This is a genomic window from Sphingomonas sp. BLCC-B65 (assembly GCF_028550675.1).
GTDB lineage: Bacteria > Actinomycetota > Actinomycetes > Actinomycetales > Microbacteriaceae > Microbacterium.
Genome location: NZ_JAQQGL010000001.1, coordinates 2,328,492 through 2,354,086, shown reverse-complemented (window position 1 = coordinate 2,354,086; position 25,595 = coordinate 2,328,492). Strand labels below are relative to the sequence as shown.

Below are 25,595 nucleotides of genomic sequence, written 5' to 3'. Positions count from 1 at the left end.
CTAGAGGAGTCGCAATGTTGACGTCAACACGCGATGTTCGCGTCGCGGCGGCGCCCCCTCGTCAGGCCACGCGTGCGACACCTGCTGCGAGCTGCGCCCCGGCGGCGCGCAGCCACCGCGCGGGATCGGCGAGCGCAGCCTCCGTCGACCCGGCGAGGTCGGTGAGCGCGATCGCCGCGGAGAACGCGGTCGCATCCGCTGTGGGGGCGACCCGTCCGGCGACGAGGACCGTCGGCACCCCGGCCGCGCCGGCCGCCGCGGCGACCACGGAGGGCGCCTTTCCCGCCGCGGACTGATCGTCGTAGGCCCCCTCACCCGTGACGACGACATCGGCCGTCGCGACGGCATCCGCGAGTCCGACGAGGCGGGCGATCTCCTCGGCGCCGGAGACGAGTCGTGCTCCCCACGTCAGCAGGGCGAAGCCGGTGCCTCCCGCCGCGCCCGCGCCCGACACCATCGGATCGAGCGGGAACAGCGACGCGGCATGCGCGAGGCCCACCTCCGCGCGCGCGATGTCGTCGATGCCCTTCTGCGGACCGAAGACCGCGGCCGCACCCGAGGGGCCGAGCAGGGGATTGGTCACGTCGGAGAGCACGACGATGCCGCCGGCAGGAGGCGGTCGCAGCGCGGCGGTGTCGACGTGGGCGATCGCCGCCAGCCCTCCGGCGCCGTCGGACACCGCGGCGCCGTCGCCGTCGACGAACCCGGCGCCGAGCGCCGAGAGCATGCCGACGCCGAGATCGGTGGACGCGCTCGATCCGATGCCGAGGACGAGGCGCTCCACGCCATGGTCGAGCGCGGCGGCGATCGCCTCGCCGAACCCGCGCGTCGACGCATCCCACGGACGCAACCGACCGCCGAGCAGTTCGATCCCGCTGGCCGCCGCGAGCTCGACGACCGCGGTGCTGTCCGGCAGCAGCAGCCATGCGGTCTCGGCGGGCGTTCCCGCGGGCCCGGTGACCGTGAGCGGCATCCGCGTCGCACCCGGGACGGCGGCGGCGAACGCGTCCAGCGTGCCCTCTCCCCCGTCGGCCATCGGCCGCAGCACCACCTCGTCAGCGGGTCGTACCGACCGCCACCCGTCGCGCAGTGCGGCGGCGACCGCGGCGGCGGGGATCGAGCCCTTGAAGCTGTCGGGGGCGAGGACGACGCGGGTCATGGGCGCGATGCTACGCGTTCACCTGCCCGCGGCATCGGGTACCCGCTCGCATCGGGCAGGATGGACACATGACGTGGCTTGTGACCGGCGGAGCGGGATACATCGGTGCGCACGTGGTGCGCGCTCTACAGGCGTCGGGCATCGCCCCGGTCGTCGTGGACGACCTCTCGAGCGGCCACGCGTCGTTCGTGCCGGAGGGCGTACCGTTCGTGGAGGGCACGATCCTGCATCGCGCACTGCTGGCCGACACGATGCGCGAACACGGCGTCACGGGCGTGATCCACGTCGCCGGATTCAAGTACGCGGGCGTCTCCGTACAGCGCCCGCTGCACACCTACGAGCAGAACGTCGAGGGCACCCGCGTGGTGCTGGCGGCCATGGCGGATGCCGGTGTGCACAACATCGTCTTCTCCTCCTCGGCCGCGGTCTACGGCACCCCTGACGTGCCGCTGGTGACCGAGGACCTTCCCAAGCGCCCCGCGTCGCCGTACGGCGAGTCGAAGCTCATCGGAGAATGGCTGCTGCGCGACCAGGCGGTCGCCACGGCATCCGACGAGAACCCGCTGCGGCACACCGCGCTGCGCTACTTCAACGTCGTCGGCTCGGCCGACCCCTCGGTCTACGACACCAGCCCCCACAACCTCTTCCCGATCGTGTTCGAGAAGCTGCTCGCGGGCGAGACGCCGCAGATCAACGGCGACGACTACGACACTCCCGACGGCACCAACGTCCGCGACTACGTGCACGTCGGCGACATCGCCGCGGCGCATGTCGTGGCGGCGCAGCGCCTGGAGGCGGGTGAGCCTGTGGAGGCCGCCTACAACCTCGGCTCGCAGAACGGACTGAGCGTGCGCGAGATCATGGATGCCATGGCCCGCGTGACCGGCATCGACTTCACGCCGAAGATCGGGCCCCGCCGCCCCGGCGACCCCGACCGCATCGTCGCCACGGGCGAGCTCGCCGCTCGCGACCTCGACTGGGCGAACCGCTACACGGTCGACGAGATGGTGCGCACGGGCTGGGAGGCGCGCCGCGCCGCGCGCTGACGCACGGCGGCGTGCGACTCGCATGGGGAGTCCTGCCCATGTCGCACGGCCGCCACCGGCGCCTAGGCTCGCATCGACACCAGGAGGCGGACCAGGCCGGGATCAAGGGCGGGCCGAGGGGAGTCCGTCATGCTCGTCGGGTTCAGTCAGGGCGGCATCCTCGCGGGCCACCTCGCCGCCTACCGCTCGGACGACGACAACTTCGGTGCCGTCGTCGTCTGCGGCGCACCGATCGAGCTGGGCATTCTTTACAGCAAGATCGGTGATGGGATCGACGTCAGCAGCGACGGGATCGACGACGCTCTCGGCACAGGTCGATGACGGACACCGACACGGCGACGACGCCGACGCTCCGCTTTAGACTCGCCGGCGCGTGGCGTCCGGTGCTGTGGAACGAGCTCAGCTCTGAGGAGCTCATCGCCGACTGAGGCGCAGCGCGGGCGCGCGCCGCGCCGCGAGAAACCACATTCAGCGCAAGAAACACCCGCCGCGTTGGTTTCTCGTGGCGGATGTGGTTTCTCGCGCGGGAGAACGCGCGGAGCGGAGGCTAGCCGAGTCGCACGACCGCCCACGAGACGGCCGGCAGTGACACGCGCAGCTCGTCGCCCTGGCGGATGACCTCCAGCGACTGCGGCCGCACCCGGTCCGGGTCGGCGAGCGTGTTGGCGACCCGGTAATCGGCATCGGTGATCATCCACGACTCGACGACGGCGAGGGATGCCGCGTCGAGCTCGCGCAGATCGATCACGAGCTCCGCGGCATCCGACACCGAGCGGTTCACGAGGAACACGCTCGTGCCGGCGTCGTCGGTCGTGGCGACCGCGTTGACGGCGGAGACGTCGCCGAAGCGCGTGCTCTGCACGCGCGGCGCGCCGTCGATCTCGACCCGCCGCGCGGTGCCGCGGCCGAGGCGGGACGTGAGTGAGAAGGGGTAGAAGGTCGTCTGGCGCCACGCAGGACCGCCGGGCTCGGTCATGATCGGTGCGATGACGTTCACGAGCTGTGCGAGCGAGGCGGAACGCACGCGATCGGCGTGCTGGAGCAGCGTGATGAGCAGATCGCCCACGACGACGGCATCCATCACGTTGTACTGGTCCTCCAGCAGCCGCGGCGCGACCGGCCAACCGTCGGGGACGAGGTCTCCCGCTTTCGTGCCGTCGTCGGCGAACTGGTACCAGACGTTCCACTCGTCGAACGAGAGCATGATGCGCTTGTCCGAACGGCGCTCGTGCGCGACCTCGTCGGCGGCAGCCACCACCTCGCGGACGAACAGGTCGGTGTCGACGGCCGAGACGAGGAACTCCTGCGCCTGGCCGTTGCGCTCCTGGTAGTACGCGTGGCAGGAGATGAAGTCGACGTCGTCGAACGTGTGCCGCAGGACGTCGCGCTCCCACGCCCCGAACGTGGGCATGTCACGCGCCGACGAGCCGCAGGCGACGAGCTCGATGGTGGGATCGAGCATGCGCATCGCCTTGGCCGCACGCGAGGCGAGCGTGCCGTAGTCCTCGGCGTTGCGGTGACCGAGCTGCCACGGACCGTCCATCTCGTTGCCCAGACACCACATCCGCACGTCGAAGGGGGTCTCGCGTCCGTTCGCGGCGCGCTCGCGAGTCCAGGCGGTGTCGGCGGCGACGTTCGCGTACTCGAGCAGGTCGAGGGCCTCGGCGACATCGCGCGTGCCGAGGTTCACCGCGAGCATGAGGTCGCTGCCGACCTTCTCCAGCCACGAGGAGAACTCGTGCAGGCCCACCTGGTTGGTCTCGGTCGATCGCCACGCGAGGTCCAGGCGCCGCGGCCGATCCTCGCGCGGGCCGATGCCGTCTTCCCAGCGATAGCCGGAGACGAAGTTGCCGCCGGGGTAGCGGATGGTCGTGACGCCGAGCTCCTGCACGAGCGCGATCACGTCGGTGCGGAAGCCCTCGGCATCGGCAGCGGGGTGCCCGGGCTCGTGGATGCCGTCGTAGATGTGCCGTCCGAGATGCTCGACGAACCCGCCGAACACTCGGGCGTCGACGTCGCCGACGATCTCGGCAGCACGCACACGTGCGGTCATGGGTTCTCTCCTCACCATTCGACGGGCCTCACCATTCGACAGGCCTCACCATTCGACAGGCCCGAGCAGCAGCCGATCGCTGAACGCGAGTTCGGCGGCGCCGGTCGGCTCCAGGTCGAGCACCGTGAACACGTTACGACCCGCCCGCGTCAGCGGGGCGGGGACGAACAGCGAGTGCTGCGGACCCGTCTGCCAGAAGCGACCCAGGCAGAACTCTCCGATCCACGCCAGCCCCGTTCCGAGCGCCGTGAGATCGACGACGAGGTCACGCGGCGCGTCGAGGTCGACGACGGCGCGAAGCACCGCGGCACCGGCGACGGGCCCGGCATCCGCACCGGATGCTTCGGCGGCGCGCGCCGGCAGCTGCTCCCAGGGCACGACGACGACGTCCCACGCGGCGGGAACCAGCCCGCCCACGGTGACCGGACCGATCAGGCCTTTGTCCTCGCCGATGCGCGGTCCGTAGTTCACGCGTCCCTGGTCTTCGACGAGGATGCCGAGAACGCCGGTGCCGCGCGGCAGCACGAGCGTGCGTTCACGGCGGTCGCGCGAGAGGACGCCGACGGGCACGCCGTCCAGGCTCACCCAGGCACGGTCGCGCACCTCGCCGATCGCGAGCACCACGGGCGCCTCGCCCTGCGCCAGTCGGGTCTCGTAGCGCAGGAAGCCGCGGGAGACGCCGAGCTCGTCCATCGTCGGCGCGTGATCGTGGTGCTGTGCGGGCTCGGCGCGCAGAAGATCAGCGAGCGCGACGACGCCCTCGAGCGGGACCGGCGCCGGGGCCGCCGCGAGAGGCGGCAGCAGATCGGCCGCGGTCGCCTCGGGAACGGGCGCGTAGCGGGCGATGACCTCTCGGAACGCCCAGAACTTCTCCGTGGGACGGCCGGCCTCGTCGAGCGGGGCGTCGTAGTCGTAGCTCGTGATGGTCGGCTCGAAGACGCCCTTGTCGTTGGCACCGTTCGTCAGGCCGAAGTTCGTGCCGCCGTGGAACATGTAGATGTTGACCGAGGCGCCCGCCTGCAGCAGAGCCTCCAGTGACGCGACGGATGCCTCCGTCGAGGACGTGCGATGGAACGATCCCCAGTAGTCGAACCATCCGCACCAGAACTCCGAGCACATGAGGGGGCCGGTGGGCTGGTGCGTGCGCAGGACGCGCAGGCGATCGGCGACGTTGCCGCCGAAGGAGCCGGTGCGGTGCAGCTCGGGCAGACTGCCGCGCGAGAGCATCTCGTCGGTCGGCTGGTCGACGCTCGTGAGCGGCACCGTCACGCCCGCATCGAGATACGTGTCGCGGAGGGCGCGCAGGTAGCTCTCGCGCTCCTGCGTCGTGAAATCGCCGTAGGCGCCGTACTCGTTCTCGACCTGCATCAGGATGACCGGGCCGCCGCGATCGATCTGGCGCGGCACCACGATCTCGAGCACTCTGCGAAGGAAAGCGGTCACGGGGGCGAGGAAACGAGGGTCGGCCGAACGGACGCCCATGTCGCCGTCGAAGAACAGCCAGGCGGGAAGACCACCGCCGTCCCACTCGGCGCAGATGTAGGGCCCGGGGCGAACGATCGCGTGCATTCCTTCGGCCGCGATCAGATCGAGGAAGCGGGCGAGATCGAGCGCACCGTCGGCGCGGAAGACTCCCGGCTCGGGCTCGTGCTCGTTCCAGGGAACGTAGGTCTCGATCGTGTTCAGCCCCATGAGGCGGGCGGCGCGGATGCGATCGGCCCACTGGTCGGGGTGCACACGGAAATAGTGGAGGGCGCCGCTCAGCACCCGGTACGGCTGGTCGTCGAGCAGAAAGTCGCTCTCGCCGATGCGGAAGGATCCGGTAGCCATGCGGGCCTCTCAATCACTGTCTTCTCACAGCCGCGGCGGTGGGGTGATCGGGACCACCCCACCGCCGCAGATCCTGCGAAGGGCTTACTTGTTGACGCTGAAGCCCTGGTCCGTGCCGTACGACACGTTCTTGTCCTGCCAGGCCTTCAGTCCGTCCGCGATGGACGTCTTGTTCAGGTAGGCCTTGCCGACGGTGTCGGCGTAGATGCTGTTGGCGTACGACTGCCACGGCAGGTACTGCCATCCGGTGCCCACCGACTTGGTCGCGTCGACGAGAACCTGGTTAATGGCCTGGCCACCGAAGTAGTCCGAGGTCTTGTTCAGGAAGTCAGACGACTCGAGGTCCTTCGTCGTCGCGGGGAAGCCGCCCGACTTCAGGAAGACGTCGATCGAATCCTGCGAGTTGTTCAGCCACTTGAGGAAGCCGGCCGCGAGAGCCTGGTTCTTCGAGCCCTTCATGACGACCTCGGACGATCCGCCGTTCTCGGCCGTGGCCGGGGTGCCGTCGTAGGTCGGCATGGGCGCGACAGCCCACTTGCCCTTGCCGCCGGGGACGTTGGCCTCGAGAACACCCGGCATCCAGGCGCCGATCGGCAGCGAGGCGATCGTGCCGTCACCGAGAGCCTGGAACCACTGGTCGCTCCAGCCGGGGATGTTGCCGAGCGAGCCGCTGGCGAGCAGCTTGTCCCAGACAGCGGTCCACTTCTTCGCGCCCGCGTCGTTCAGGTCGATCGTGACATTCTCGCCATCGGTCTTGAACGGGCGGCCGCCGGCCTGCCAGATCATCGAGGTGCCGAAGCCGGCGTCGGTGCCCTGGTCGTTCGTGATGAACTTCGTCGGGTCTGCCGCGTGCAGCTTCTCACCCGCCGCGACGAACTCGTCCCACGTCTTCGGCACGGTCAGACCGAACTTGTCGAAGACCTCCTTGTTGTAGAACAGGGCCATGGGGCCCGAGTCCTGCGGAAGGCCCCAGATGCCACCGTTCTGCGACACCGCACCCCACGTGGATGCCGTGTAGTCGTCCTTGAGGTCGCCGAAGCCGTACGCGCTGAGGTCCAGGAGCGAACCGGCCAGCTGGAACTGCGGGAGCGACTGGTACTCGATCTGGACGACGTCGGGGATGCCCGAGCCGGCCGAGATCGCGTTCTGCAGCTTGGTGTTGTTGTCGTTCGCGCCACCGGTGTTGACGAGGTTGACCTTGACGTTCGGGTAGGCCTTCTCGAACGCGGCGACCTGATCCTTGGCGGAAGGGGTCCACGTCCAGTAGGTGATCTCGCCGCCGGCCTTCAGGGCCTCGTCGATCGACGACGCGCTGCCGCCCGAGCTCGAGCCGCCGTTGCCGCCGGCGCACGCCGCGAGGCCGCCGCCGATCAGGAGCGCGGTGGCTCCGATCGCGACCACACGCGCGATCTTCTTGGTGCTTGTCATGCTGTGTCCTTCCGCTTCTTTGTCGGATATGGGTGGGTGGGTGGGTATGGGACGCCGCGCAGTGACACCCCTGTCACTGCTTGACGCTTCCCGCGCTCAGGCCGGACTGCCAGTAGCGCTGGAGGAGGAGGAAGGCGATGACGATCGGAACGATCGTGAGGAGCGACCCGGTGATGACCAGGTTGAAGATCGGCTGCGAGCTGACGCCGACGGCTTGGAGGTTCCACTGCTGCAGACCGATGGTCAGCGGGAACAGGTTGGGGTCGTTGAGCATGATGAGGGGCAGGAAGTAGTTGTTCCAGGTCGCCACGATCGCGAAGAGGGCCACGGTGACGACGCCGGGCGCCAACAGACGCAGTGAGATCGTGAAGAACGTCCGGAACTCACCCGATCCGTCCACGCGGGCTGCTTCGAGCAGTTCGGTGGGCACGGAGTCGACCGCGTAGACCCAGATCAGGTACAGACCGAAGGGCGAGATCAGGGACGGGATGATGATCGCCCACATCGTGTTCGTGAGGCCGAGCTGGCTGAACATGAGGAACGTGGGCACGGCGAGGGCCGTTCCCGGCACCGCGATGGCACCGAGGATCACGGCGAAGACGGCGCGCTTGCCGGGGAAGTTGTACTTCGCGAGGCCGTAGCCGGCCAGCGTCGCCAGCAGCGTCGCACCCCCGGCTCCGATCACGACGTAGATCAGCGTATTCAGGAACCACCGCAGGAAGATGCCGTCGTTGTAGGTGAGGACCTGGCCGATGTTGTCGAACAGGGCGAAGGGCCCCGAGAACCACAGGCCGAACGATCCGATGAGCGACTGCTGCGTCTTGGTCGAGCTGATCACGAGCCACAGCAGCGGCAGGAAGGAGTAGATCAGGAACAGCGACATGATGATCGTCAGCAGGGGCGACTTGCGCGGCCCCTGCTCGCCGATCTCGGAGCGCCGACGGCGACGGGGACGACCGGTCATGGTGCCGGTGTGGTCGAGGGGCAGGCCGGCCATCAGCGGTTCTCCTTACGGGTGCCGCGCAGCTGGACGACGTAGGCGATGACGGCGGTGATGACGCCCATGATGATCGCGATGGTGGCGGCGTAGTTGACCTGCTGGCCGATGAAGCTCAGGTTGTAGGCGTACATGTTCGGGGTGAAGTACGTCGTGAGCAGGTTCGGGACCAGCGTCTTGAGGATGTTGGGTTCGTTGAACAGCTGGAAGCTGCCAATGATCGAGAAGATCGTCGCGATCACCAGCGCACCGCGCAGGGCAGGCAGCTTGATCGCGCGGATGATGCGGAACTGACCGGCGCCGTCCAGCGCCGCCGCCTCGTAGAGGTCCTCGGGGATGGTGCGCAGTGCCGAGTAGAAGATCAGCATGTTGTAGCCGATGAACTCCCACGTGATGATGTTGCCGATCGCCAGCAGGATCCACTGCTGGGTGAACGGGGTCACGAGGTCGAAGCCGACGAGCTGGTTGATGTTGCCCGCCAGCCCCAGACGGTCGGAGTACATGAAGCCCCACATGAGCACCGCGACGACGCCGGGCACCGCGTAGGGCAGGAAGATGCCGATGCGGAAGAAGGAGCTGCCGGCCAGGCGGCGCGAGTCCAGGGCGAGGGCGGCGATGAGCGCCAGCAGCAGCATGATCGGCACCTGGATGACGAGCACGAGGAAGACGTTTGCGAACCCCGCCCAGAACTGGGGGTCGGAGAACGCCTGCAGGTAGTTGTCGGCACCGACGAAGGACGTGCCGCCGATCAGCTTCGTGCGAAAGACGCTGAGATAGATCGAGTAGGCCAGCGGCGCGAGGAACGTCACGGCGAACACGATCAGGAAGGGCAGGACGAACCAGAACCCCGCCCATTGGCGGTCGGTCCGACGCACGCGGCGTCGAGCCGGTGCGGGTGCGGTGAGTGCGGACATCTTCGTCAGAGCCTTCTGTGGGACGGGGCCATGTTTACGTCAACATGGCGAGGTCGAGAGTAGCATGTTGACGTCAACATGTGTCAAGAGTTCCGGATCGACGCTCAAGGGAGAACGCGGATGAACGGCTCAGCGGAACGCGCGCGCAGCGCCTCGCTGCAAGATGTCGCGCGGCGCGCGGGGGTCTCCGGACAGACCGTGTCACGAGTCGCTAACAATTCCGAACGAGTCGCGGATGCGACCCGCCACCGTGTGCTCGCCGCGATGAACGAGCTGGGCTATCGCCCCAACGTCGCGGCACGCGCCCTGCGCCGCGGCGCCTTCGGCTCCATCGGGGTCGTGGTCTTCAGCCTCGACTCGCTCGGCAACATCGGCACGATCGGCGGCATCCTCACCGCCGCAGCCGCCCGCGGCTACGCCATCGAGCTCATCCAGGCCCAGCCGGCCCTCGCCGCCGGCGACGCCGTGGCCTCGGCGGTGTCACGCCTGGACCAGGACGCCGTCGACGGCATCATCGTCGTGATCGAGTCGCATCTGATGTCCTCGGCATCGGTCGGCTTTCCCGCGGGCATGCCGAGCGTGCTCATCCAGTCCGGCGCCGGCGACGAGCACCCCTCCGTGACCGCCGACCAGGACCAGGGCAGCCGCCTCGCCGTCGAGCACCTGCTCTCGCTGGGCCACGAGACGGTCTGGCACATCGCCGGACCCCCCGCTTCGCGTGCCGCCGAGCTGCGTCGACGGGCGTGGCAGTCGACGCTGGAGGCGGCGGGCAGGGCGGTGCCGCACGTCCACGTGGGCGACTGGACCGCCGAGTCGGGCTACCGCATCGGTCGCCTCCTGGCGGCGCAGCCCGAGCTGACGGCCCTGTTCGCCGCGAACGACCAGATGGCGCTCGGCGCAATGCGCGCCTTCCACGAGCGCGGTCGCGCCGTGCCCGCCGAGGTCAGCGTCGTCGGCTTCGACGACATGGCCGAAGCGGCCTACTTCTGGCCGCCGCTGACCACGGTGCGCCAGGACTTCGGAACCGCCGGCTCGCTGGCCGTCTCTCTCGTCGTCGACCAGATCGAGGGCCGCCCGGTCGCGGGCGGCGTGCACCATGTGTCGACGGCGCTCGTGACGCGCGCCTCCACCGCACCGCACCCCCGCTGCCCGACGAAGGACGACCGCTCGTGACCTCTGCCTCCACCGCCGTCCCCCCTCATGCCCACCTTCGCGCCGGCGGCACGAGCGTCGTGCTGGATCTCGTGTCGGCCGACCAGCCGATCATCGTGCACTGGGGGCCCGATCTCGGCGAGCTCGCGGCATCCGATCTCGCCGACCTCGCCCGGGCCGCCGTCCCGCAGCGTGTCTCGGGCGGCCTGGACACGACGGCGAGACTGACCCTGCTGCCCCAGCAGTCCGGAGGATGGCTGACGGCCCCCGGGCTGAGCGGCGATCGCGCGGGCGCGGATTTCTCGACGCGTCTCACCCTCGTCGACGCCGACGTGACCCCGGACGCCGCGACCTTCACGCTCCGCGACGGTGCCGCCGCACTCGAGGTGCGGATCGCTCTCGCCGTCGGCGTGAGCGGCCTTCTGCACCAGCGCCTGCGGGTGACCAACCTCGGCGCCGCGCCCTACCGCGTGGATGCGCTCACCGCCGGATTCCCCCTGCCCCCCGGCGCCGCCGAGCTGTTGAGCACGACCGGTCACCACCTGCGCGAGCGCGCGCCGCAGCGTCAGCCGTTCACGATCGGCGGATTCGTCCGCGAGAGCCGTCGCGGCCGCCCGGGTGCGGACGCGACCCTGCTGCTCGCGGCGGGGGTCCCCGGCTTCGGCTTCGAGCGCGGACTCGTGCACGGGGTGCACGTGGCGTGGTCGGGCGATCACCGCCTTCTCGCGGAGCGCACGCCCACCGGAGACGCGGTGCTGCGCGCCGGCGAGCTCCTGCAGCCCGGCGAGGTTCTCCTCGCCACGGGCGAGAGCTACGAGACTCCCGAGGCGATCGGCTCGTGGGGCGATGGCCTCGATGAGCTCGCGGCCCGCTTCCACGACGAGCTGCGGGCACGCGAGGCGCATCCGAGACGGCCAAGACCGGTCACCCTCAACACGTGGGAGGCGGTGTACTTCCGCCAGGACCTCGACACCCTCCGCGCCCTCGCCGACCGCGGTGCGCGTGTCGGCGTGGAACGCTTCGTCCTGGACGACGGATGGTTCCACGGACGCCGGGACGACACGGCCGCACTCGGGGACTGGTGGGTGGATGCCGAGGTCTGGCCCGACGGGCTGGGCCCGCTGATCGAGCACGTGCGCGGGCTGGGGATGGAATTCGGGCTCTGGGTCGAGCCGGAGATGATCAGCCCCGACAGCGAGCTCGCGCGGCGGCATCCCGACTGGATCCTGCGCGCGCGAGATGAGCTGCCCCCGCCGGGACGTCAGCAGCAGGTGCTCGATCTGTCCCACCCCGAGGCCTACGCCTACATCGCGCACCGGTTGCACGCCCTCCTGGACGAGTACCCGATCGCCTATCTGAAATGGGATCACAACCGGGATCTCGCCGAGGCGGGATCGGGTGCGCACGGCACCCCCCGGACGCACGAGAACGTCCTCGCGCTGTACCGCCTGCTGGACGAGCTGCTCGAGCGGCACCCCGGTCTCGAGATCGAGTCGTGCGCGTCGGGCGGGGCGCGGGTGGACCTCGGCATCCTGCAGCGCACGCATCGCATCTGGACCAGCGACTGCCTCGATCCCCTCGAGCGCCTCGACACCCAGCGTTACACCGGCCTGATCGTCCCGCCCGAGATGATGGGCGCCCACCTGACGAGCCCGGTCGTGCACTCGACGGGACGGAGCGTCTCGCTGCCGTTCAGCGCGCTGACCGCGCTGTTCGGTCACCTCGGAATCGAGTGGAACCTCACCGCCGAGGACGAGACGACCCTCGCGCAGATCGCCGCGTGGGTGGAGCTCTACCGCGAGCACCGCGACCTCATCGCCACCGGCCGACGCGTGCACGCCGACCTCGCCGACCCCGCCCTCGACCTGCGCGGCACCGTGGCCCGCGACCGCTCGCGCGCCGTCTACGTCCACACGCAGGTGCGGACGAGCGCACTGCATCCGCCCGCGCCGATCACCCTGCCGGGGCTCGACCCCGACCGCCGGTACCGGGTGTCGATCGCCATCCCGGACGGGGCCGGTGGCTACCTCGGGCAGTCACCGCTGGCCTGGGAGGCCGCGCCGGTCACGATGACGGGCCGTGCGGCGGCATCGGTGGGGCTCCGGCCGCCGGTGCTGCAGCCGCAGGCCGCGGCGCTGATCGACGCCGTCGCCGTCGACTGACCTCGCGAACGTCGTCCCGCGATCAGACCGGCGCGGGGCCCGTGCTGTCGCGCACGATGAGGGGAGCCGGCATGACGGCGCGGGTCGCCCCGGTCGCCGACGTGGACTCGAGGTCGTCGCCCTCGTCGAGAAGAGCGGCGACGGCCTGCGCACCGAGCCGGTCGAAGAGCTGGCGCACGGTCGTGAGCGGGGGCCGGTAGTTCGCCGCGTCGTCGACGTCGTCGAAGCCGACGACGCTGACGTCTTCGGGCACCCGCGCACCGTGCTCGGCGAGGGCGCGCAGCGCCCCGAGGGCCATCTGGTCGTTGGCGACGAACAGGGCGGTGCCGACGGCGCCGTCGTCGATGAGTGTCTGGGCTGCCTCGTAGCCGGATGCCGAGGTCCAGGAACCGCGCACGAGCGCGCCGACCGGCCGCCCCGCCGCCTCGAGGGTGTCGCGCCAGCCCCGCTCGCGCTCGGCCGCCGCGTAGGAGGTCGCCGGGCCGGCGATGTGCGCGACCGACGCGTGGCCGAGCGCGAGCAGATGCGCGGTCGCCTCGGCGGCTCCCCCGGCATGATCGGTCTCCACACCGGCGAAGCGGTCGTCGGGAGCCGAGTCGACGACGACCAGTCGAAGAGCGATCGGCAGATCGGCAGAGCGGACGAGCGCGGAGGCCTCGTTGATGACGACCACACCGTCCACGCCCTGCTCGTTGAGTCGCTGGAGCGCCTCGGCCGCGTCTCCGGAACCCAGAGTGACGACGGCCACGTCGTGCTCGCGTTCGGCGGCGGCATCGGTCACGGCTTCGAGCATGAGCGAGTTGCCGACGGTCGCGAGCGTCGAGACGACGACGCCGATCGTGCCCGATCTCCCGGTCCGCAGCGCCCGGGCGGCGCGGTGGATGCGGTAGCCGCTGCGGGCCATCGCCTCCTCGACGCGGGCGCGGGTGGCGGGATCGACCCGGGGACTGGCGTTCACGACCCGGGAGACGGTCTGCGCCGACACCCCCGCGATTCGTGCGACATCCGCCATCGACGCGCGCTTGTGTGCCATCCCGACCTCCGTGTTGACGATAGCACGCACATAGCCCTATCGTGTTATCGTGAACATGCCGGAGCCGCCTTCTCACCTCGCTGCCGCGACCCCTCAGCCGCTGCCCCTGCCCGCGGTGTCCCTGGGCGCGGGCGTGGTGAAGCGCCCCACACGGCTGGCCGACGGGCGCGACCTCATCTACTTCGACGACCCCGACACGGCGCTCGGAGCCGACCGCGCCGTCGATGCGCGCAGCCTCGACCCTCGTCCCGCGACGGCGACGATGCGCCAGGACATCCTCACCGGAGACTGGATCTCCGTCGCCGCTGCTCGGCAGAACCGCGCCTTCCTGCCCCCGGCGGAACTCGACCCGCTCGCGCCGCAGACGCCGACCAACCCCTCCGAGATCCCCTCTCAGTACGACGTCGCCGTCTTCGAGAACCGCTCCCCCTCCTTCGGCCCGGCTCTGGCGGAGGCCACCGGAGACGCCCCCGCGGCATCCGACCCTCCGCGCGGACTCGACGACCTCGCACACCTGGGCCTCGGGCGCACCCGCACGAGCGTCGGCCGCTGCGAAGTCGTCTGCTTCTCACCGGAGCGCAGCGGCTCGTTCGGCACGCAGACACCGACACGCGCACGCACGGTGATCGAGGCCTGGGCCGACCGCACGGCGGCGCTGTCTGCGCTGCCCGGTGTGCAGCAGGTGTTCCCGTTCGAGAACCGCGGCGAGGCGATCGGCGTCACGCTGCAGCACCCGCACGGTCAGATCTACTCGTATCCGTACATCACCCCGCGCACGACCCGACTCCTCGACGCGATCGACCGGACGGCACCGGACCTCTTCGCTCGTATCCTCGCGTTCGAGCAGGCAGGCCCCCGCGTGCTGCTGCGGGGCGAGCACTGGACCGCGTTCGTGCCGTTCGCCGCCCGCTGGCCGCTCGAGGTGCACCTGCTTCCCCACCGCCACGTGCCCGACTTCGCCGCCCTCGACGACGCCGAACGCGACGAGCTCGCGCCGATCTATCTGCGCCTGCTACGCGGCATCGATGCCCTCTACGGCGACCCCACGCCCTACATCGCCGCGTGGCATCAGGCCCCGGTGCACGTGGGCCGCGACACGGTGCGCCTGAACCTGCAGATCACGAGCCCGCGCCGCGCGGCCGACAAGCTCAAGTTCCTCGCCGGATCCGAAGCCGCCATGGGCGCCTGGATCGGCGACGTCCCCCCCGAGACCGCGGCCGACCGGCTGCGATCCGCCATCGAAGGAGTCCAGCTGTGACGACCACGGCCACACCGCGCACCGATGCGCACGACCTGTTCGGCGAGCTCACCGGCGCAGCGCCCGTGGGCTACTGGTCGGCTCCGGGACGGGTGAACCTCATCGGGGAGCACACCGATTACAACGACGGCTTCGTGTTCCCCTTCGCGATCGACGGCCGCACGATCGCGGCGCTGGGTACGCGCGACGACGGCCGCATCCGCGTCGTATCGACCTTCGATCCGGTGCCGGTGGAGGTCGCGCTGGCCGACCTCGACGCCCTCTTCCCCGACCGACGCGATGAGATCGTCGAGTGGGCGCGCTACCCGCTCGGGGTGGCGTGGGCGCTGCGGGATGCCGCACGCGCCGCCGGCCGCGACGCCGACGTGCTGACGGGCGTCGACATCGCTCTGGCCTCCGACGTGCCCGTCGGCGCGGGGCTGTCGTCGTCGGCGGCGATCGAAGGTGCCACGGCATCGGCCCTCAACGACGTGTGGCAGCTCTCCCTCTCGCCGGTGGATCTCGCTCAGGCCGGTCGCCGCGCCGAGAACCTGGCCGTGGGCGCGCCCACCGGGATCATGGACCAGATGGCCTCGATGCTCGGACGCGCCGATGCCGGCATCTTCCTCGACTGCCGGTCGCTGGAGGCCGATGTGGTCCCGCTCGGATTCGCCGACGCAGGGCTGGAGGTGCTCGTCATCGACACCCGCGTGAGCCACGCGCACTCCACCGGTGGCTACGGCGAGCGGCGCGAAGCCTGTGAACGCGGCGCGCAGATCATGGGGGTCGCCGCCCTGCGCGATCTCGTGCCCGCCGACCTCGACCGCGCTCGCGCGCTGATGGATGACGTCACCTTCCGGCGTGTGCGCCACGTCGTCACGGAGGACCAGCGGGTCCTCGACGCCGTGCGTCTGCTGCGCGCGGAGGGACCTCGGGCCATCGGCGCGCTGCTCGACGCGTCGCACGCGTCGATGCGCGACGACTTCGAGATCTCGACACCCGAACTCGATCTCGCCGTGGAGACCGCACGGGCGGCAGGAGCCGTCGGCGCACGCATGACCGGCGGCGGCTTCGGCGGCGCCGCGATCGCACTCATCGATCGTGATCTCGTCGAGGAGGCGACCGCCCGCGTCGTCGCGGCATTCGAAGCCGCGGACTTCGGCGCTCCGCACGTGTTCACCGTGCATCCCTCGGACGGCGCACGCCGCGACGGGTAGCGTCGAGGGCGGGAGGCCGATCCGCGGCATCCCGGAAGGAGCAGTCGTGGCCTACATCACCGTCGGGACCGAGAACTCGACCGATATCGACATCTTCTACACCGATCACGGTCCGTCCGAGGCTCAGCCGGTCGTGCTGATCCACGGCTTCCCGCTGAACGGCGAGTCATGGGACCTGCAGCAGCGCGCCCTGCACGATGCCGGGTACCGCGTCATCTCGTACGACCGCCGAGGCTTCGGACTCTCGAGCAAGACGGCCTCGGGCTCCGACTACGACACCTTCGCCGCCGACCTGCACGCGCTCATCGAGGACCTCGATCTCGATGACGTCGTCCTCGTCGGCTTCTCGATGGGAACCGGCGAGATCGCCCGCTACCTCTCCCGCTACGGCACGGAGCGCGTCGCGAAGGCGGCGTTCCTGGGATCGCTCGAGCCGTTCCTGCTGATCACGGACGACAACCCCGACGGCGCCGGAGACCAGGCCTTCTTCGACGGCACCGCGGCGGCGGTCGCCGCCGATCGCGCCGCGTTCCTCACGGGCTTCTTCCGCGACTTCTACAACCTCGACGACCTGCTCGGCCGGCGGATCTCGCAGGAGGCCGTCGATGCCTCCGTCCAGGTCGCGAACCAGGCCGGCAACGCCGCGATCGCCGCCGCTCCCCTGACGTGGCCGACGGACTTCCGGGGCGACATCCCGGCCATCACCGTCCCGACGCTGATCCTGCACGGCACCGCAGACAACATCCTCCCGATCGACAAGACGGCGCGGCGCTTCAAGGATCTGATCCCGGAGGGCACGGATCTCACCTACGTCGAGATCGACGGCGCGCCGCACGGCCTGCTGCGCACCCACGGCGCCGAGGTGAACGAGGCGCTGCTCGCCTTCCTCCGCGTGTGAGGCTCCTCGGGTGGATGCCGTGGGTCGCCGCGGCGGGTGGGGCGATCGTCGCGTTCGGTGAGGTGCAGGCGTGGCGTACTTCGCGCGCGGACTATCCCGCGGCCCCCACCGCCGGCCCCGCCAGCGGGCGCGACGTCGTGCTCGTGCTCGGCTTCCGCTCGCGGGCGGACGGTCGACTCAACGCCCTGCAGGCATGGCGGACGCGCATCGCGGTGCGCTCGGCACCGCCCGACGCACTCTTCGTCTTCTCCGGCGGCACCGTACGCGGAACCGAACCGGAGGCGGTGGTGATGGCGCGTCACGCGACTGTTCGTCTGGGCGTGCCGCCGGATGCCGTCGCCATCGAGTCGGCGGCCGTGAGCACACGGGAGAACCTGTCGTTCAGTCTGCCGTGGCTGCGGGAGGCCCGCACCATCCGCATCGCCTCGAACACGGCGCACGCCCACCGCGCCCGCGGTTACCTGCACGATCTGGATCCGCATCTGTGGGCGCGTCTTCGCCGCACCCGCGACTTCCGCCCGCTCGAGCTCGGCCCCCTGCGACTCGCGCTCACCTTCTACGATTTCGTCGCGGCGCGCTCGGCCGGACGCGCCGCCGCCATGGCCGCCGCGAACCGAGCGGTCATCGGCGTGCGCGTCGGCGAGGACGCCGTCTCGGGTGCTCAGCGCAGGGGCGCCACCGAGGCGTAGGCGCCGACCCGCTCCGAGACCGGTACGTCGTAGATCCGCGCCGCCTGCGCCGCACTCCACCGGGTCCATCCGGGATCGCCGCCGGCGACGAACGCGACCGCGTCGGCGTGCACCGCGTCGGCGAGCTGCGGGGGCGGCGCATCGCCCGCCAGCGGGGCGATGCCCTCGGCATCCAGACAGTCGAAGAAGAAGGGCACGTCGAGGCAGTGCTCCGCGAATCCGAAGCGCCCCGACGGCCACGAGAATCGGTACATCCAGGTGGGCGCCGCACCGCGCGCATCCGCGAGCTGCACGTTCTTCTCTCGGAACATGCGGTCGGTGAGATAGCGACCGGCGACGCGCGCCGTCCCGTGCGCGGCGACGTCGCGGTTGGCCGCGAGGTAGGCGCGGCGCCGTCGTCGTTCCAGCCCGAGACGACCGAGAACGATGCTCCTGGGCACCCAGCGCATCGCCCGGGCCGCGCCCGCGAAGATCATCGTGAACTCGTCGTCGGTCGTGCCCAGCACGAGCGGCTTGTCCGCTCCCACGCCGGCCGCGAACGACGCGCCGGTCGCGCGCGGCAGCAGCTCGCCGTCGATCTCGGGACCGAGGGCGAGCCCGGCAGCGAGCATCTGCGCCGCCGCCTTCGGATCGATCGCGGTCGCCTGCTTCTGCAGCGCGAGCAGGCGTTCCTCGGGGATCGACGCGAACCCGTCGCGGTCGGCGGAGACCCCGGCTGCGGCGGCGATCGCGGCGGTGAGAGCCCGAGCGCGCTCGGGCTCCACGTCGCCGAGAGCGGCAGACAGCGACCACACCCGGTGGAACAGGTGTTGTGCCGACGGCATCCCGAGGAGGGTCAGCACCGCACCGCCTCCGGCCGACTGGCCGGCGATCGTCACGCGGGCCGGATCGCCCCCGAAGGCGGCGATGTTCTCCTGTACCCACTCCAGCGCCGCGAGCCAGTCGCGGACGCCGCGGTTGGACGGCGCGCCGTCGATGTGGCCGAAACCGTCCACGCCGAGCCGGTACGAGACGGTGACGGTCACCGCACCGTCACGCGCGAAGGCACGGCCGTCGTACCAGGGGCTGGCGGGCGAGCCGGAGAAGAAGCCTCCGCCGTGGATCCACACGAGCACCGGAAGCCCGGCGGCTCCCGGGTCGGGGGTGAAGACGTTGACGTTCAGCGTGCCGTCCCCGGGAATACTGGGCTCGGGGATGAGGGTGATCCCGGGGTCACCGCGTTGCGCCGTGGCGCCGAACGCGCCCGCGTCCCGCGTGCCCTCCCACGCCGCGACGCGCACCGGCGCGCCGAAGCGCCGCTCTCCCACCGGCGGCTCCGCGAACGGGATGCCGAGGAACGCGGCCGAACGGCTCCCGTCCGCCGCCGTCCGCCAGCGACCGCGCACACGTCCGGCGGTGATCAGGATCTCGGGATCGCTCTGCACGGTCCGATCATGGCACGGCCCGATCGGGGCCGGGGTCGATCACGGCACGGGCGGTCGCGGCTCGGCCGCCACGATGCGCGCATGCGGCATGCGGCGGCGCATCACCGCGATGGCCTCGGGGTTGTCGTCGACGAGCACGGCGTCGCGCCCCAGTGCGCTGCACACCGCCCCCGTGGTGCCGCTGCCGGCGAACAGATCGAGCACGCGATCGCCGGGTCGGCTGGACGCCTGGACGATCCGACGAAGGATGCCTTCGGGCTTCTGCGTGGGGTAGCCCGTCTTCTCGCGGCCGCTGGTCGGCACGATCGTGTGCCACCACACGTCGGTCGGGAGTTTGCCCCGGGCCGCCTTCTCGGCCGTGACGAGCCCGGGGGCCATGTAAGGCTCTCGGTCGACGGCATCCGAGTCGAACCAGTACCCGCGTGGGTCCTTCACGTAGACCAGTATCGTGTCGTGCTTCGTGGGCCACCGGCGGCGGCTCTTGGCGCCGTAGTCGTAGGCCCAGATCAGCTCGTTGAGGAAGCACTCGCGCCCGAAGAGCGCGTCGAGCAGCACCTTCGCATAGTGGGCTTCGCGATAGTCGAGATGCACGTAGAGCGTGCCGTCGTCGGCGAGCAGTCGCCACGCCTCGCGCAGACGCGGTTCGAGGAACTCCCAATAGTCGTCGAAGCGGTCGTCGTAGCGGCGGAGATCACCACGCAGGCGTGCATAGCTCGTGCCCCGGAAGCCGGTCTTGACCTCGCCGCGCACGCCGCTGCGGTCCGCGGACTCGATCGCCTTGCCTTGCAGCCGCCCCGTGTTGAACGGTGGGTCGAGATAGATCAGGGTGAACGCGGCATCCGGCAGAGCATGCGCGATAGCGAGGTTGTCGCCGTGATGGATCTCGACGGCGCCGGCAGGATCGACGGCGCCGGGTGCCGATGCGTCCGTCACGGAACGCGGTGCAGCCACGCGTCGGTGGAGAACTTCTCCTCGACGAGGGTCGCGGCCTCGGCGTATTCCTCCTCGGTGATATGACCGGGTTCGGCACCGTAGAGCGTGGAGAACGTCTGCACGAATCGTTCGATGATCGCCTCGCGGGGCAGTCCCGTCTGACTCCGCAGCGGGTCGACGCGTTTGGCCGCAGACACGGTGCCCTTGTCGCTCAGCTTCTCGCGCCCGATCCGCAGCACCTCGGTCATCACCTGACCGTCCATGTCGTACGAGAGCGTCGCGTGATGCAGCACACCGCCGTTGGCGAGCCGCTTCTGCGCGGCACCGCCGATCTTGCCGGTCGGCGAGGCGATGTCGTTGAGCGGCTGGTACACGGCATCCACTCCGAGCGAGCGCAGGGCCTGCAGGGCCCAGTCGTCGAGGAACGCATAGGAGTCGGCGAAGGTGAGGCCGGCGACGAGGGATGCCGGGACGTACAGCGAATACGTCACGATCGACCCGGCGGCCATCAGCATGGCGCCGCCGCCCGAGATGCGCCGGACGACGTCGAACCCGTGCCGCGCCGCGCCCTCGGGGTCGACCTCGTTGCGGTACGACTGGAACGAGCCGATGACGACCGCCGACTCGTTCCACTCCCAGATGCGCAGGGTCGGCTTGCGACGCCCGTCGCCCACGCGCGTCGTGAGCACCTCGTCCAGCGCGAGGTTCATGGCGGGCGAGTCCGCCTTCTCGTGCACGACTTCCCACTCGAAGTCGCGCCATCCGGGCGCCGTGACCAGCGCACGACGGACGGCCGTGCCCACCGACTCCGGCGTGAATCCGAGCAGCTGCGCCCCCTCGGGCAGGGCCCCGCGGACGGCCGCGGCGATGCCCGCGGCATCCGTCTCCACGGGAAGCCCGGTGACGGCGGCGTCGATGTCGGCCAGCGCGTCGTCGGGCTCGAGGAAGAAGTCCCCCGCGAGGTGGAAATCGGCGATGCGTCCGTTGTCGACCTCGAGGTCGACGACCACGAGCTTGCCGCCCGGAACCTTGTACTCCCCGTGCATGACTCCAGCGTACGAGGTCGGGACAGCCCTCCGGCGCACGCCGGAATCACTCCGTCCACCCATATACGCGCCGCACGCTCCACCCGATGATGACGGGGTGCCCCCTCTCTCGGTCCGCCCCGCCCTCTCTCCCGTCACGCACCCGACCCGGCGCGCCGTCGCGCCGCTCGCCGCCGTGAGCGCCGCCCTGTTCTCGATGGGTGTGGCCGTGACCCTCGGCGGGGCCCCGGCGGCGGCGAGCTCGTCCGCGGTGCACGTCGTCGCGTCCGTGAGCGGCGCCGCGGGAGGGGTGACGGCGATGACGCTGTCGACATCGGGCGGCGTGGCGTTCGTCGTCGACGGGTCGGATGCCGTCGGCCTGATCGACACCGCGACCAACGCGATGACGGGAGCGACCTCGTCGCCGCCGGCATGGCTCGGCGTGCCGACGGATCTCGCCACAGCTCCCGACGACACCGGCGCCTACGTGGTCACCGACGACGGTTGGGTTTCGCTCGTCCACGGCGACGGCAGCGTCGACGCGGTCAGCGCACTTCCCGGCACCGGTTTCGGGGCGCTGGCGGCGGTTGCGAACGGGCCGAGCATCGTGGTCGTGCCGAGCGCGGTGAGCCCGAGCGCGATCTACCGCGTCAACGTCGGGGCGGGCACCATCAGCCCGATCCCCCTCGGGACCGCGACGCCATCGACGCTCGGCCGCGTCGCCGTCGGAGCGGGAAACGGCAACGACAACCCGATCCTGCTCGCAGGCACGGCCGGCGCAGTGGGCGTTCTGTACCTGTTCGACGGCCCGTTCGCCCTCACCGGGCCGACGACGGCGATCACCCTGCCGGCAAGCTCCGGCGCGTACGACGTCGCGCTGTCTCCCGACGGCGCGCAGGCCGCGGTCACCTCCCCCATCGACGGGCTGGTCTTCCTCGTGGACGTCGATCCCACCTCGCCCGGCTTCGGCAGCGTCAGCGCAACGGTGTCCGCCGTGCCCGCGACGCGGGTCGCGTACAGCCCCGACGGATCCGCGCTCTACGTGGTCGGCGCGAACACCGTCACCGTCGTCGACCCGGTCACCGGCACCGCAGAGACGTCGTTCGCCATCGACGAGACGAGCGCAGCGGCGATCGCCGTCTCGCCGTCCGGCGCGCGCGTGTGGGTCGCCGACGCGCACGTGCCGGGAGGCATCGCCATGCTCGCGGACCCCGCGGTGACGGCTCCCGCGGCGAATGCGACCGTCGGCGCGATGTTCTCCGCGATGCTCACGGCATCCGGGTTCGACCTGCCGGTGACCTACGCCGCGACGCCGGCCCTGCCGGCCGGTCTGACGCTCGATCCGGCAACCGGCTCGGTCTCGGGCACACCGAGCCTCGAGAGCCCCGCGACGGCCTACACGATCACGGCGTCATCGTCCGACGGGGCGGCGGCGACGACCACGTGGACTATCGCCGTCGGCGCCGCACCGGCCGCGGCCGCGCCCGCGCCCGCGAACGGTGAGAGCGACTCACACCGGCTCGCCGACAGCGGCGGTGCGGTGAACGGCCCCGTCCTCGGCGTCGGAGTGATGCTGCTCGCCGGAGGCGGCGTCCTTCTCACGCGACGCCGCCTCGTGCGGCACACGCGCCGCGACGGCGGCGCGTGAGGTCACATCCAGACGGTCCAGCACGGCGGACACGTGCTTCTCGACGGTACGCTCGCTGAGCCCGAGCCGGCTGGCGATCTCGGCATTGCGCAATCCGGCCGCGATCAGCCGTGCGACCTGCGCCTGGCGCGGGCTGAGATGCGCCGCGGCATCCTCGTCGCCGACCGGCGCGAGCAGGGCGGCGAGGTGGACCCGCGAGCGCAACCCCAGGACGGCCAGCACCTCGGCGGCGTGGGACTTCACCGTGCCCAGCGACAGAAATCGCAACCTCGCGATCGCGGGGTTGCTGTGCCCTTCCGCCATCAGCGCCGCGATCTCGCGCTCCCGTGAGCTGAGAACGCTGATGTCCCCGACGATCGAGGGATCGTTCGCCGACAGGCGCCGCCAGTCGCGGGCCGCGAGCGCCCTCACCGACTCGATCCCCAACCGATCGGCCTCGGACGCGATGCGGCGCAAGGCTGCGGCAGCGCGGCGGGTGTCGGGATCGAGACTCGCGTGCAGGTGCCGCCCGCGCAGAGCCTCGATGTCGGAACCCACCGCTTCGTCGAGATGGACCGACGCGACGGCGTGGGCTCTCGCCTCCTCGAGCCGTCCGCGCATCGCCGCGATCGCTCCGCGCGCACGGGTGACCGCGGAGGCTGCGACGAGGTGCGAACTGAGGGCTGTCGCCTCGGCGAGCAACTCCTCTGCGCGCAAGAGATCACCGCGCTGAGCGGCGGCGCTGATGATGATCTCGGACGCGAAGGCACGATCCCACAGCTTGCAGCGCGCGAGACCGGGACCGCCGATCGCGGTGAGCAGCGCGGCGGAGGCCTGGAGCTGGCCGAGCGTGCGCATGCCCCAACCGACGTAGAGGCAGGAGCCGACGCTCAGATAGTTCGCGTCGTCGCGCGCACGGGCGAGCACCTCCGCGGCGGCGCGCTCGAAAGCGCGCCGATCGCCGGCCTGGGCGTGACCGTACGCGGCAATCGCGTCGATCACCAGGAAGGCGCGCTCCGGTACCGCGACGCCCGCCGCGGCGAAACCCTCGCCGATGACCCGAGCCTGGGCGGCGCGCCCCCGGAACGCGCTGAGCCGCGCTCGCAGAAGCTGGAGGGTCAGCGCGGCGCCGTCGATGCGCGCCGGCGGCGCGCCCGCCGCATCGGGTTCGCCGTCGCCCGTAGGGGCGCTCACCTGCCCCGGCGCGAGCCCGGCACCCTCGATCAGCTGCTCGGCGACGTCGAATTCGGCGACGCTGAGCGCGGCTTCGGCGAGGAGATAACGCGTCAGCAGGTCATCGCGGCGGGCACGCACGCTCGTGCGGCGCGGACCGGAGTCGCCGGGAAGGAGCGCGGGCAGCGTGATCCCCCGTCGAGACGCATTCGCCGTCCCCGCCATCGCGTCGGTCATCAGCACGACGGCGCCCACCATGCGCGTCAGCTCCGCCGACAGGCCGACGGCCGCATCGGCCGCGCGCGCGGCATAGTCCGCGGCGACGTCGAACCGACAGGCGATGACCGCGGCCATCGCGGCAGCGACGGCGAGCCGGGTTCGCGACTCGGCCGCATCGGGGTCGGCGCCCACGGTGTCGAGCATGCCCTGCAGGCGGGACAGATGATCCGCGGCGTCGCCGGAGAAGACGCTCACGAGCGTCGCATCCAGAGCGACCCGAGCCTGCTCACGGTCGCGGTCCGTGCTCCTCGCCATCGCGCGCATTCCTCCGCACTGACCGGCGCTCACGCCGGATTCTGCCGGAATCTTGACACGGGAGCGCGCGCCGCGAAACGGGGAGACCGCACGCGATGCGGAAATCATCCGTTTCCCCCACGCGTCGCCGCGCACGAAGATCGCTGCGCGGCGTTATCCCGAGGGCGGGAGGTGCCGGTCGATCCATGCGATCAGGTCGGCGATCACCTCGTCGCGTGTCACGTCGTTGAACACCTCGTGCCGGATGTCGGGGTAGATGAGCGTCGTGACGTCGGTGAGGCCGGAGCGCCGCCGGTACGCCGCGGCGAGACGGTGGATGCTGCGCGGACCGCCGACGGTGTCGTCGCGGCCGATGATCAGCAGCACGGGAACGTCGCGGGGAAGGTTCTTCGCGGGCTTGCCGACCAGCCGCAGCGTGTCCAGCGGCCCGAAAAGCTTCGCCAGCGGTTCCGAGGTGGTCAGCGGGTCGTCGAGGAATGCGCGGCCGACCGAGAGGTCGGAGGACAGCCACTCCGATCCCATCGCTTCGGGCCCCGCCCACGGCGCGTTGAGGTCACCCGAGTTCAGGGATCCCGGCCAGCGCAGCGCCGAGCCGGTGAGGACGAGCGCGTCGTAGTCCCGCGGATGCCGGTCGAGCAGCATCTGCGCGAGGAACGAGCCCCACGAATGCCCGATGAGGATGAGGGGCAGCTCGGGGTGGTCGGCGCGGATGATGCCGCTCAGCTGTGCGCAGGCCGCGACGGCAGCCCTCAGCCCACCGGGGCCGAGTCGACCGAGCCGGCTCACATCACCGCCGTGCTGCTCCAGGCCGGTGCGCCCGTGTCCGCGGTGATCGTCGGCGTAGACGAGGAATCCGGCGGCTGTGAGGGCCTCGGCGACGTGCGTGTAGCGGCCGGCGTGCTCCCCGACGCCGTGGAGGATCTGCACGGCGCCGCGCACGGGCGGGGCGTCGCCGTCGGGCTCGTAGAGGTCGTAGATGATGCGGATGCCGTGAGGATCGATGAAGGAACGTTCCTCGCGCCGCACTGCTGTCATGGCCCGAGTCTAGGACCGGTGGTTGGCAT

Annotated in this window: 20 protein-coding genes and 1 pseudogene; 9 read left to right on the top strand and 12 right to left on the bottom strand. The window is 70.9% G+C overall.

Annotated elements, in window-relative coordinates; all coding sequences use genetic code 11:
• Positions 1 to 61 precede the first annotated feature (61 nt).
• Positions 62 to 1,159 (bottom strand): glycerate kinase, encoded by a 1,098-nt coding sequence (locus PP359_RS11075; protein WP_499250596.1) that lies wholly within the window; start codon positions 1,157 to 1,159, stop codon positions 62 to 64.
• Positions 1,160 to 1,227: 68 nt separating this feature from the next.
• On the opposite strand from PP359_RS11075, the gene galE reads away from it, so the two are divergent.
• Complete coding sequence (gene galE, locus PP359_RS11070; RefSeq protein ID WP_295776538.1) at positions 1,228 to 2,205, top strand: UDP-glucose 4-epimerase GalE; 978 nt, start codon at positions 1,228 to 1,230, stop codon at positions 2,203 to 2,205.
• Positions 2,206 to 2,334: 129 nt separating this feature from the next.
• The gene (locus PP359_RS11065; RefSeq protein ID WP_499250595.1) at positions 2,335 to 2,526 is read left to right on the top strand and encodes a hypothetical protein; all 192 of its coding nucleotides are present in this window, start codon (positions 2,335 to 2,337) and stop codon (positions 2,524 to 2,526) included.
• A 226-nt stretch (positions 2,527 to 2,752) separates the two neighbouring features.
• On the opposite strand, the gene arfA is transcribed toward PP359_RS11065, so the two are convergent.
• The 5 genes from arfA to PP359_RS11040 form a co-directional block, all read right to left on the bottom strand.
• Positions 2,753 to 4,258: an arabinosylfuranosidase ArfA gene (arfA, locus tag PP359_RS11060; RefSeq protein ID WP_499250594.1), complete on the bottom strand. Its 1,506-nt coding sequence runs from the start codon at positions 4,256 to 4,258 to the stop codon at positions 2,753 to 2,755.
• A gap of 45 nt (positions 4,259 to 4,303) precedes the next feature.
• On the bottom strand, positions 4,304 to 6,088 hold the full coding sequence (locus PP359_RS11055) for a glycoside hydrolase family 35 protein (protein WP_499250593.1): 1,785 nt from the start codon (positions 6,086 to 6,088) through the stop codon (positions 4,304 to 4,306).
• Positions 6,089 to 6,172: 84 nt separating this feature from the next.
• On the bottom strand, positions 6,173 to 7,516 hold the full coding sequence (locus tag PP359_RS11050) for an ABC transporter substrate-binding protein (protein ID WP_112931878.1): 1,344 nt from the start codon (positions 7,514 to 7,516) through the stop codon (positions 6,173 to 6,175).
• Positions 7,517 to 7,589: 73 nt separating this feature from the next.
• On the bottom strand, positions 7,590 to 8,513 hold the full coding sequence (locus PP359_RS11045; RefSeq protein WP_499250592.1) for a carbohydrate ABC transporter permease: 924 nt from the start codon (positions 8,511 to 8,513) through the stop codon (positions 7,590 to 7,592).
• On the bottom strand, positions 8,513 to 9,427 hold the full coding sequence (locus PP359_RS11040) for a carbohydrate ABC transporter permease (RefSeq protein WP_036316119.1): 915 nt from the start codon (positions 9,425 to 9,427) through the stop codon (positions 8,513 to 8,515). Before PP359_RS11040 ends, PP359_RS11045 begins: the two co-directional genes overlap by 1 nt.
• Positions 9,428 to 9,505: 78 nt before the next feature.
• Between PP359_RS11040 and PP359_RS11035 the strand changes: the two genes are divergently transcribed.
• Both PP359_RS11035 and PP359_RS11030 read left to right on the top strand, forming a co-directional pair.
• Entirely contained in the window at positions 9,506 to 10,600 is a 1,095-nt protein-coding gene (locus PP359_RS11035; protein WP_374699898.1) for a LacI family DNA-binding transcriptional regulator, read from the top strand.
• The gene (locus PP359_RS11030; protein ID WP_499250591.1) at positions 10,597 to 12,741 is read left to right on the top strand and encodes an alpha-galactosidase; all 2,145 of its coding nucleotides are present in this window, start codon (positions 10,597 to 10,599) and stop codon (positions 12,739 to 12,741) included. The genes PP359_RS11035 and PP359_RS11030 overlap by 4 nt, the downstream gene beginning before the upstream one ends.
• A 22-nt stretch (positions 12,742 to 12,763) precedes the next feature.
• On the opposite strand, the gene PP359_RS11025 is transcribed toward PP359_RS11030, so the two are convergent.
• Entirely contained in the window at positions 12,764 to 13,774 is a 1,011-nt protein-coding gene (locus PP359_RS11025; RefSeq protein WP_499250590.1) for a LacI family DNA-binding transcriptional regulator, read from the bottom strand.
• Positions 13,775 to 13,829: 55 nt separating this feature from the next.
• On the opposite strand from PP359_RS11025, the gene galT reads away from it, so the two are divergent.
• Genes galT through PP359_RS11005 form a run of 4 tightly spaced genes read left to right on the top strand, consistent with a single transcriptional unit; the run spans position 13,830 to position 17,815 of the window.
• Positions 13,830 to 15,032, top strand: coding sequence for a galactose-1-phosphate uridylyltransferase (galT, locus tag PP359_RS11020; protein WP_499250816.1), 1,203 nt, complete (start codon positions 13,830 to 13,832; stop codon positions 15,030 to 15,032).
• Positions 15,029 to 16,228, top strand: a complete 1,200-nt coding sequence (gene galK / locus PP359_RS11015; RefSeq protein ID WP_499250589.1) for a galactokinase — start codon at positions 15,029 to 15,031, stop codon at positions 16,226 to 16,228. Before galT ends, galK begins: the two co-directional genes overlap by 4 nt.
• A gap of 46 nt (positions 16,229 to 16,274) precedes the next feature.
• Entirely contained in the window at positions 16,275 to 17,126 is an 852-nt protein-coding gene (locus PP359_RS11010) for an alpha/beta fold hydrolase (RefSeq protein ID WP_499250588.1), read from the top strand.
• A gap of 14 nt (positions 17,127 to 17,140) precedes the next feature.
• A complete protein-coding gene (locus PP359_RS11005) occupies positions 17,141 to 17,815 on the top strand; it encodes a YdcF family protein (protein WP_499250587.1) in 675 nt (224 codons plus the stop codon).
• Here the strand turns inward: PP359_RS11005 and PP359_RS11000 are convergent.
• From PP359_RS11000 to lplAB, 3 genes are read right to left on the bottom strand one after another with little or no spacing between them, the layout of a single operon-like run.
• A complete protein-coding gene (locus PP359_RS11000; protein ID WP_499250586.1) occupies positions 17,788 to 19,239 on the bottom strand; it encodes a carboxylesterase/lipase family protein in 1,452 nt (483 codons plus the stop codon). The two genes, PP359_RS11005 and PP359_RS11000, sit on opposite strands and share 28 nt — an antisense overlap.
• Before the next feature lie 39 nt (positions 19,240 to 19,278).
• Positions 19,279 to 20,172 (bottom strand): DNA-methyltransferase, encoded by an 894-nt coding sequence (locus PP359_RS10995; RefSeq protein WP_499250585.1) that lies wholly within the window; start codon positions 20,170 to 20,172, stop codon positions 19,279 to 19,281.
• Positions 20,169 to 21,218 (bottom strand): lipoate-protein ligase LplAB, encoded by a 1,050-nt coding sequence (gene lplAB, locus PP359_RS10990; RefSeq protein WP_499250584.1) that lies wholly within the window; start codon positions 21,216 to 21,218, stop codon positions 20,169 to 20,171. The genes PP359_RS10995 and lplAB overlap by 4 nt, the downstream gene beginning before the upstream one ends.
• Between lplAB and PP359_RS10985 the strand changes: the two are divergent.
• Positions 21,148 to 22,644 (top strand): annotated as a pseudogene (locus tag PP359_RS10985) (putative Ig domain-containing protein); the annotation flags it as partial. The gene lplAB and the pseudogene PP359_RS10985 overlap by 71 nt on opposite strands.
• A gap of 63 nt (positions 22,645 to 22,707) precedes the next feature.
• Here PP359_RS10985 and PP359_RS10980 read toward each other — a convergent pair.
• Together PP359_RS10980 and PP359_RS10975 are read right to left on the bottom strand one after the other, a co-directional pair.
• Positions 22,708 to 24,531 (bottom strand): LuxR C-terminal-related transcriptional regulator, encoded by a 1,824-nt coding sequence (locus PP359_RS10980; RefSeq protein WP_499250583.1) that lies wholly within the window; start codon positions 24,529 to 24,531, stop codon positions 22,708 to 22,710.
• A 153-nt stretch (positions 24,532 to 24,684) separates the two neighbouring features.
• Positions 24,685 to 25,566, bottom strand: coding sequence for an alpha/beta fold hydrolase (locus tag PP359_RS10975; protein WP_499250582.1), 882 nt, complete (start codon positions 25,564 to 25,566; stop codon positions 24,685 to 24,687).
• Between the last annotated feature and the right edge of the window lie 29 nt (positions 25,567 to 25,595).

Excerpts from the sequence above, each read along its gene's own strand:
- galE (WP_295776538.1), top strand. The coding sequence starts at position 1,228 with ATGACGTGGCTTGTGACCGGCGGAGCGGGATACATCGGTGCGCACGTG.
- PP359_RS11035 (WP_374699898.1), top strand. The coding sequence starts at position 9,506 with ATGTGTCAAGAGTTCCGGATCGACGCTCAAGGGAGAACGCGGATGAAC.
- PP359_RS11050 (WP_112931878.1), bottom strand. The coding sequence starts at position 7,516 with ATGACAAGCACCAAGAAGATCGCGCGTGTGGTCGCGATCGGAGCCACC.
- PP359_RS11075 (WP_499250596.1), bottom strand. The coding sequence starts at position 1,159 with ATGACCCGCGTCGTCCTCGCCCCCGACAGCTTCAAGGGCTCGATCCCC.
- PP359_RS11005 (WP_499250587.1), top strand. The coding sequence starts at position 17,141 with ATGCCGTGGGTCGCCGCGGCGGGTGGGGCGATCGTCGCGTTCGGTGAG.
- PP359_RS11065 (WP_499250595.1), top strand. The coding sequence starts at position 2,335 with ATGCTCGTCGGGTTCAGTCAGGGCGGCATCCTCGCGGGCCACCTCGCC.
- PP359_RS11045 (WP_499250592.1), bottom strand. The coding sequence starts at position 8,513 with ATGGCCGGCCTGCCCCTCGACCACACCGGCACCATGACCGGTCGTCCC.
- PP359_RS10980 (WP_499250583.1), bottom strand. The coding sequence starts at position 24,531 with ATGGCGAGGAGCACGGACCGCGACCGTGAGCAGGCTCGGGTCGCTCTG.
- PP359_RS11040 (WP_036316119.1), bottom strand. The coding sequence starts at position 9,427 with ATGTCCGCACTCACCGCACCCGCACCGGCTCGACGCCGCGTGCGTCGG.
- lplAB (WP_499250584.1), bottom strand. The coding sequence starts at position 21,218 with ATGCACGGGGAGTACAAGGTTCCGGGCGGCAAGCTCGTGGTCGTCGAC.
- galT (WP_499250816.1), top strand. The coding sequence starts at position 13,830 with ATGCCGGAGCCGCCTTCTCACCTCGCTGCCGCGACCCCTCAGCCGCTG.
- arfA (WP_499250594.1), bottom strand. The coding sequence starts at position 4,258 with ATGACCGCACGTGTGCGTGCTGCCGAGATCGTCGGCGACGTCGACGCC.
- PP359_RS11055 (WP_499250593.1), bottom strand. The coding sequence starts at position 6,088 with ATGGCTACCGGATCCTTCCGCATCGGCGAGAGCGACTTTCTGCTCGAC.
- PP359_RS10975 (WP_499250582.1), bottom strand. The coding sequence starts at position 25,566 with ATGACAGCAGTGCGGCGCGAGGAACGTTCCTTCATCGATCCTCACGGC.
- PP359_RS11025 (WP_499250590.1), bottom strand. The coding sequence starts at position 13,774 with ATGGCACACAAGCGCGCGTCGATGGCGGATGTCGCACGAATCGCGGGG.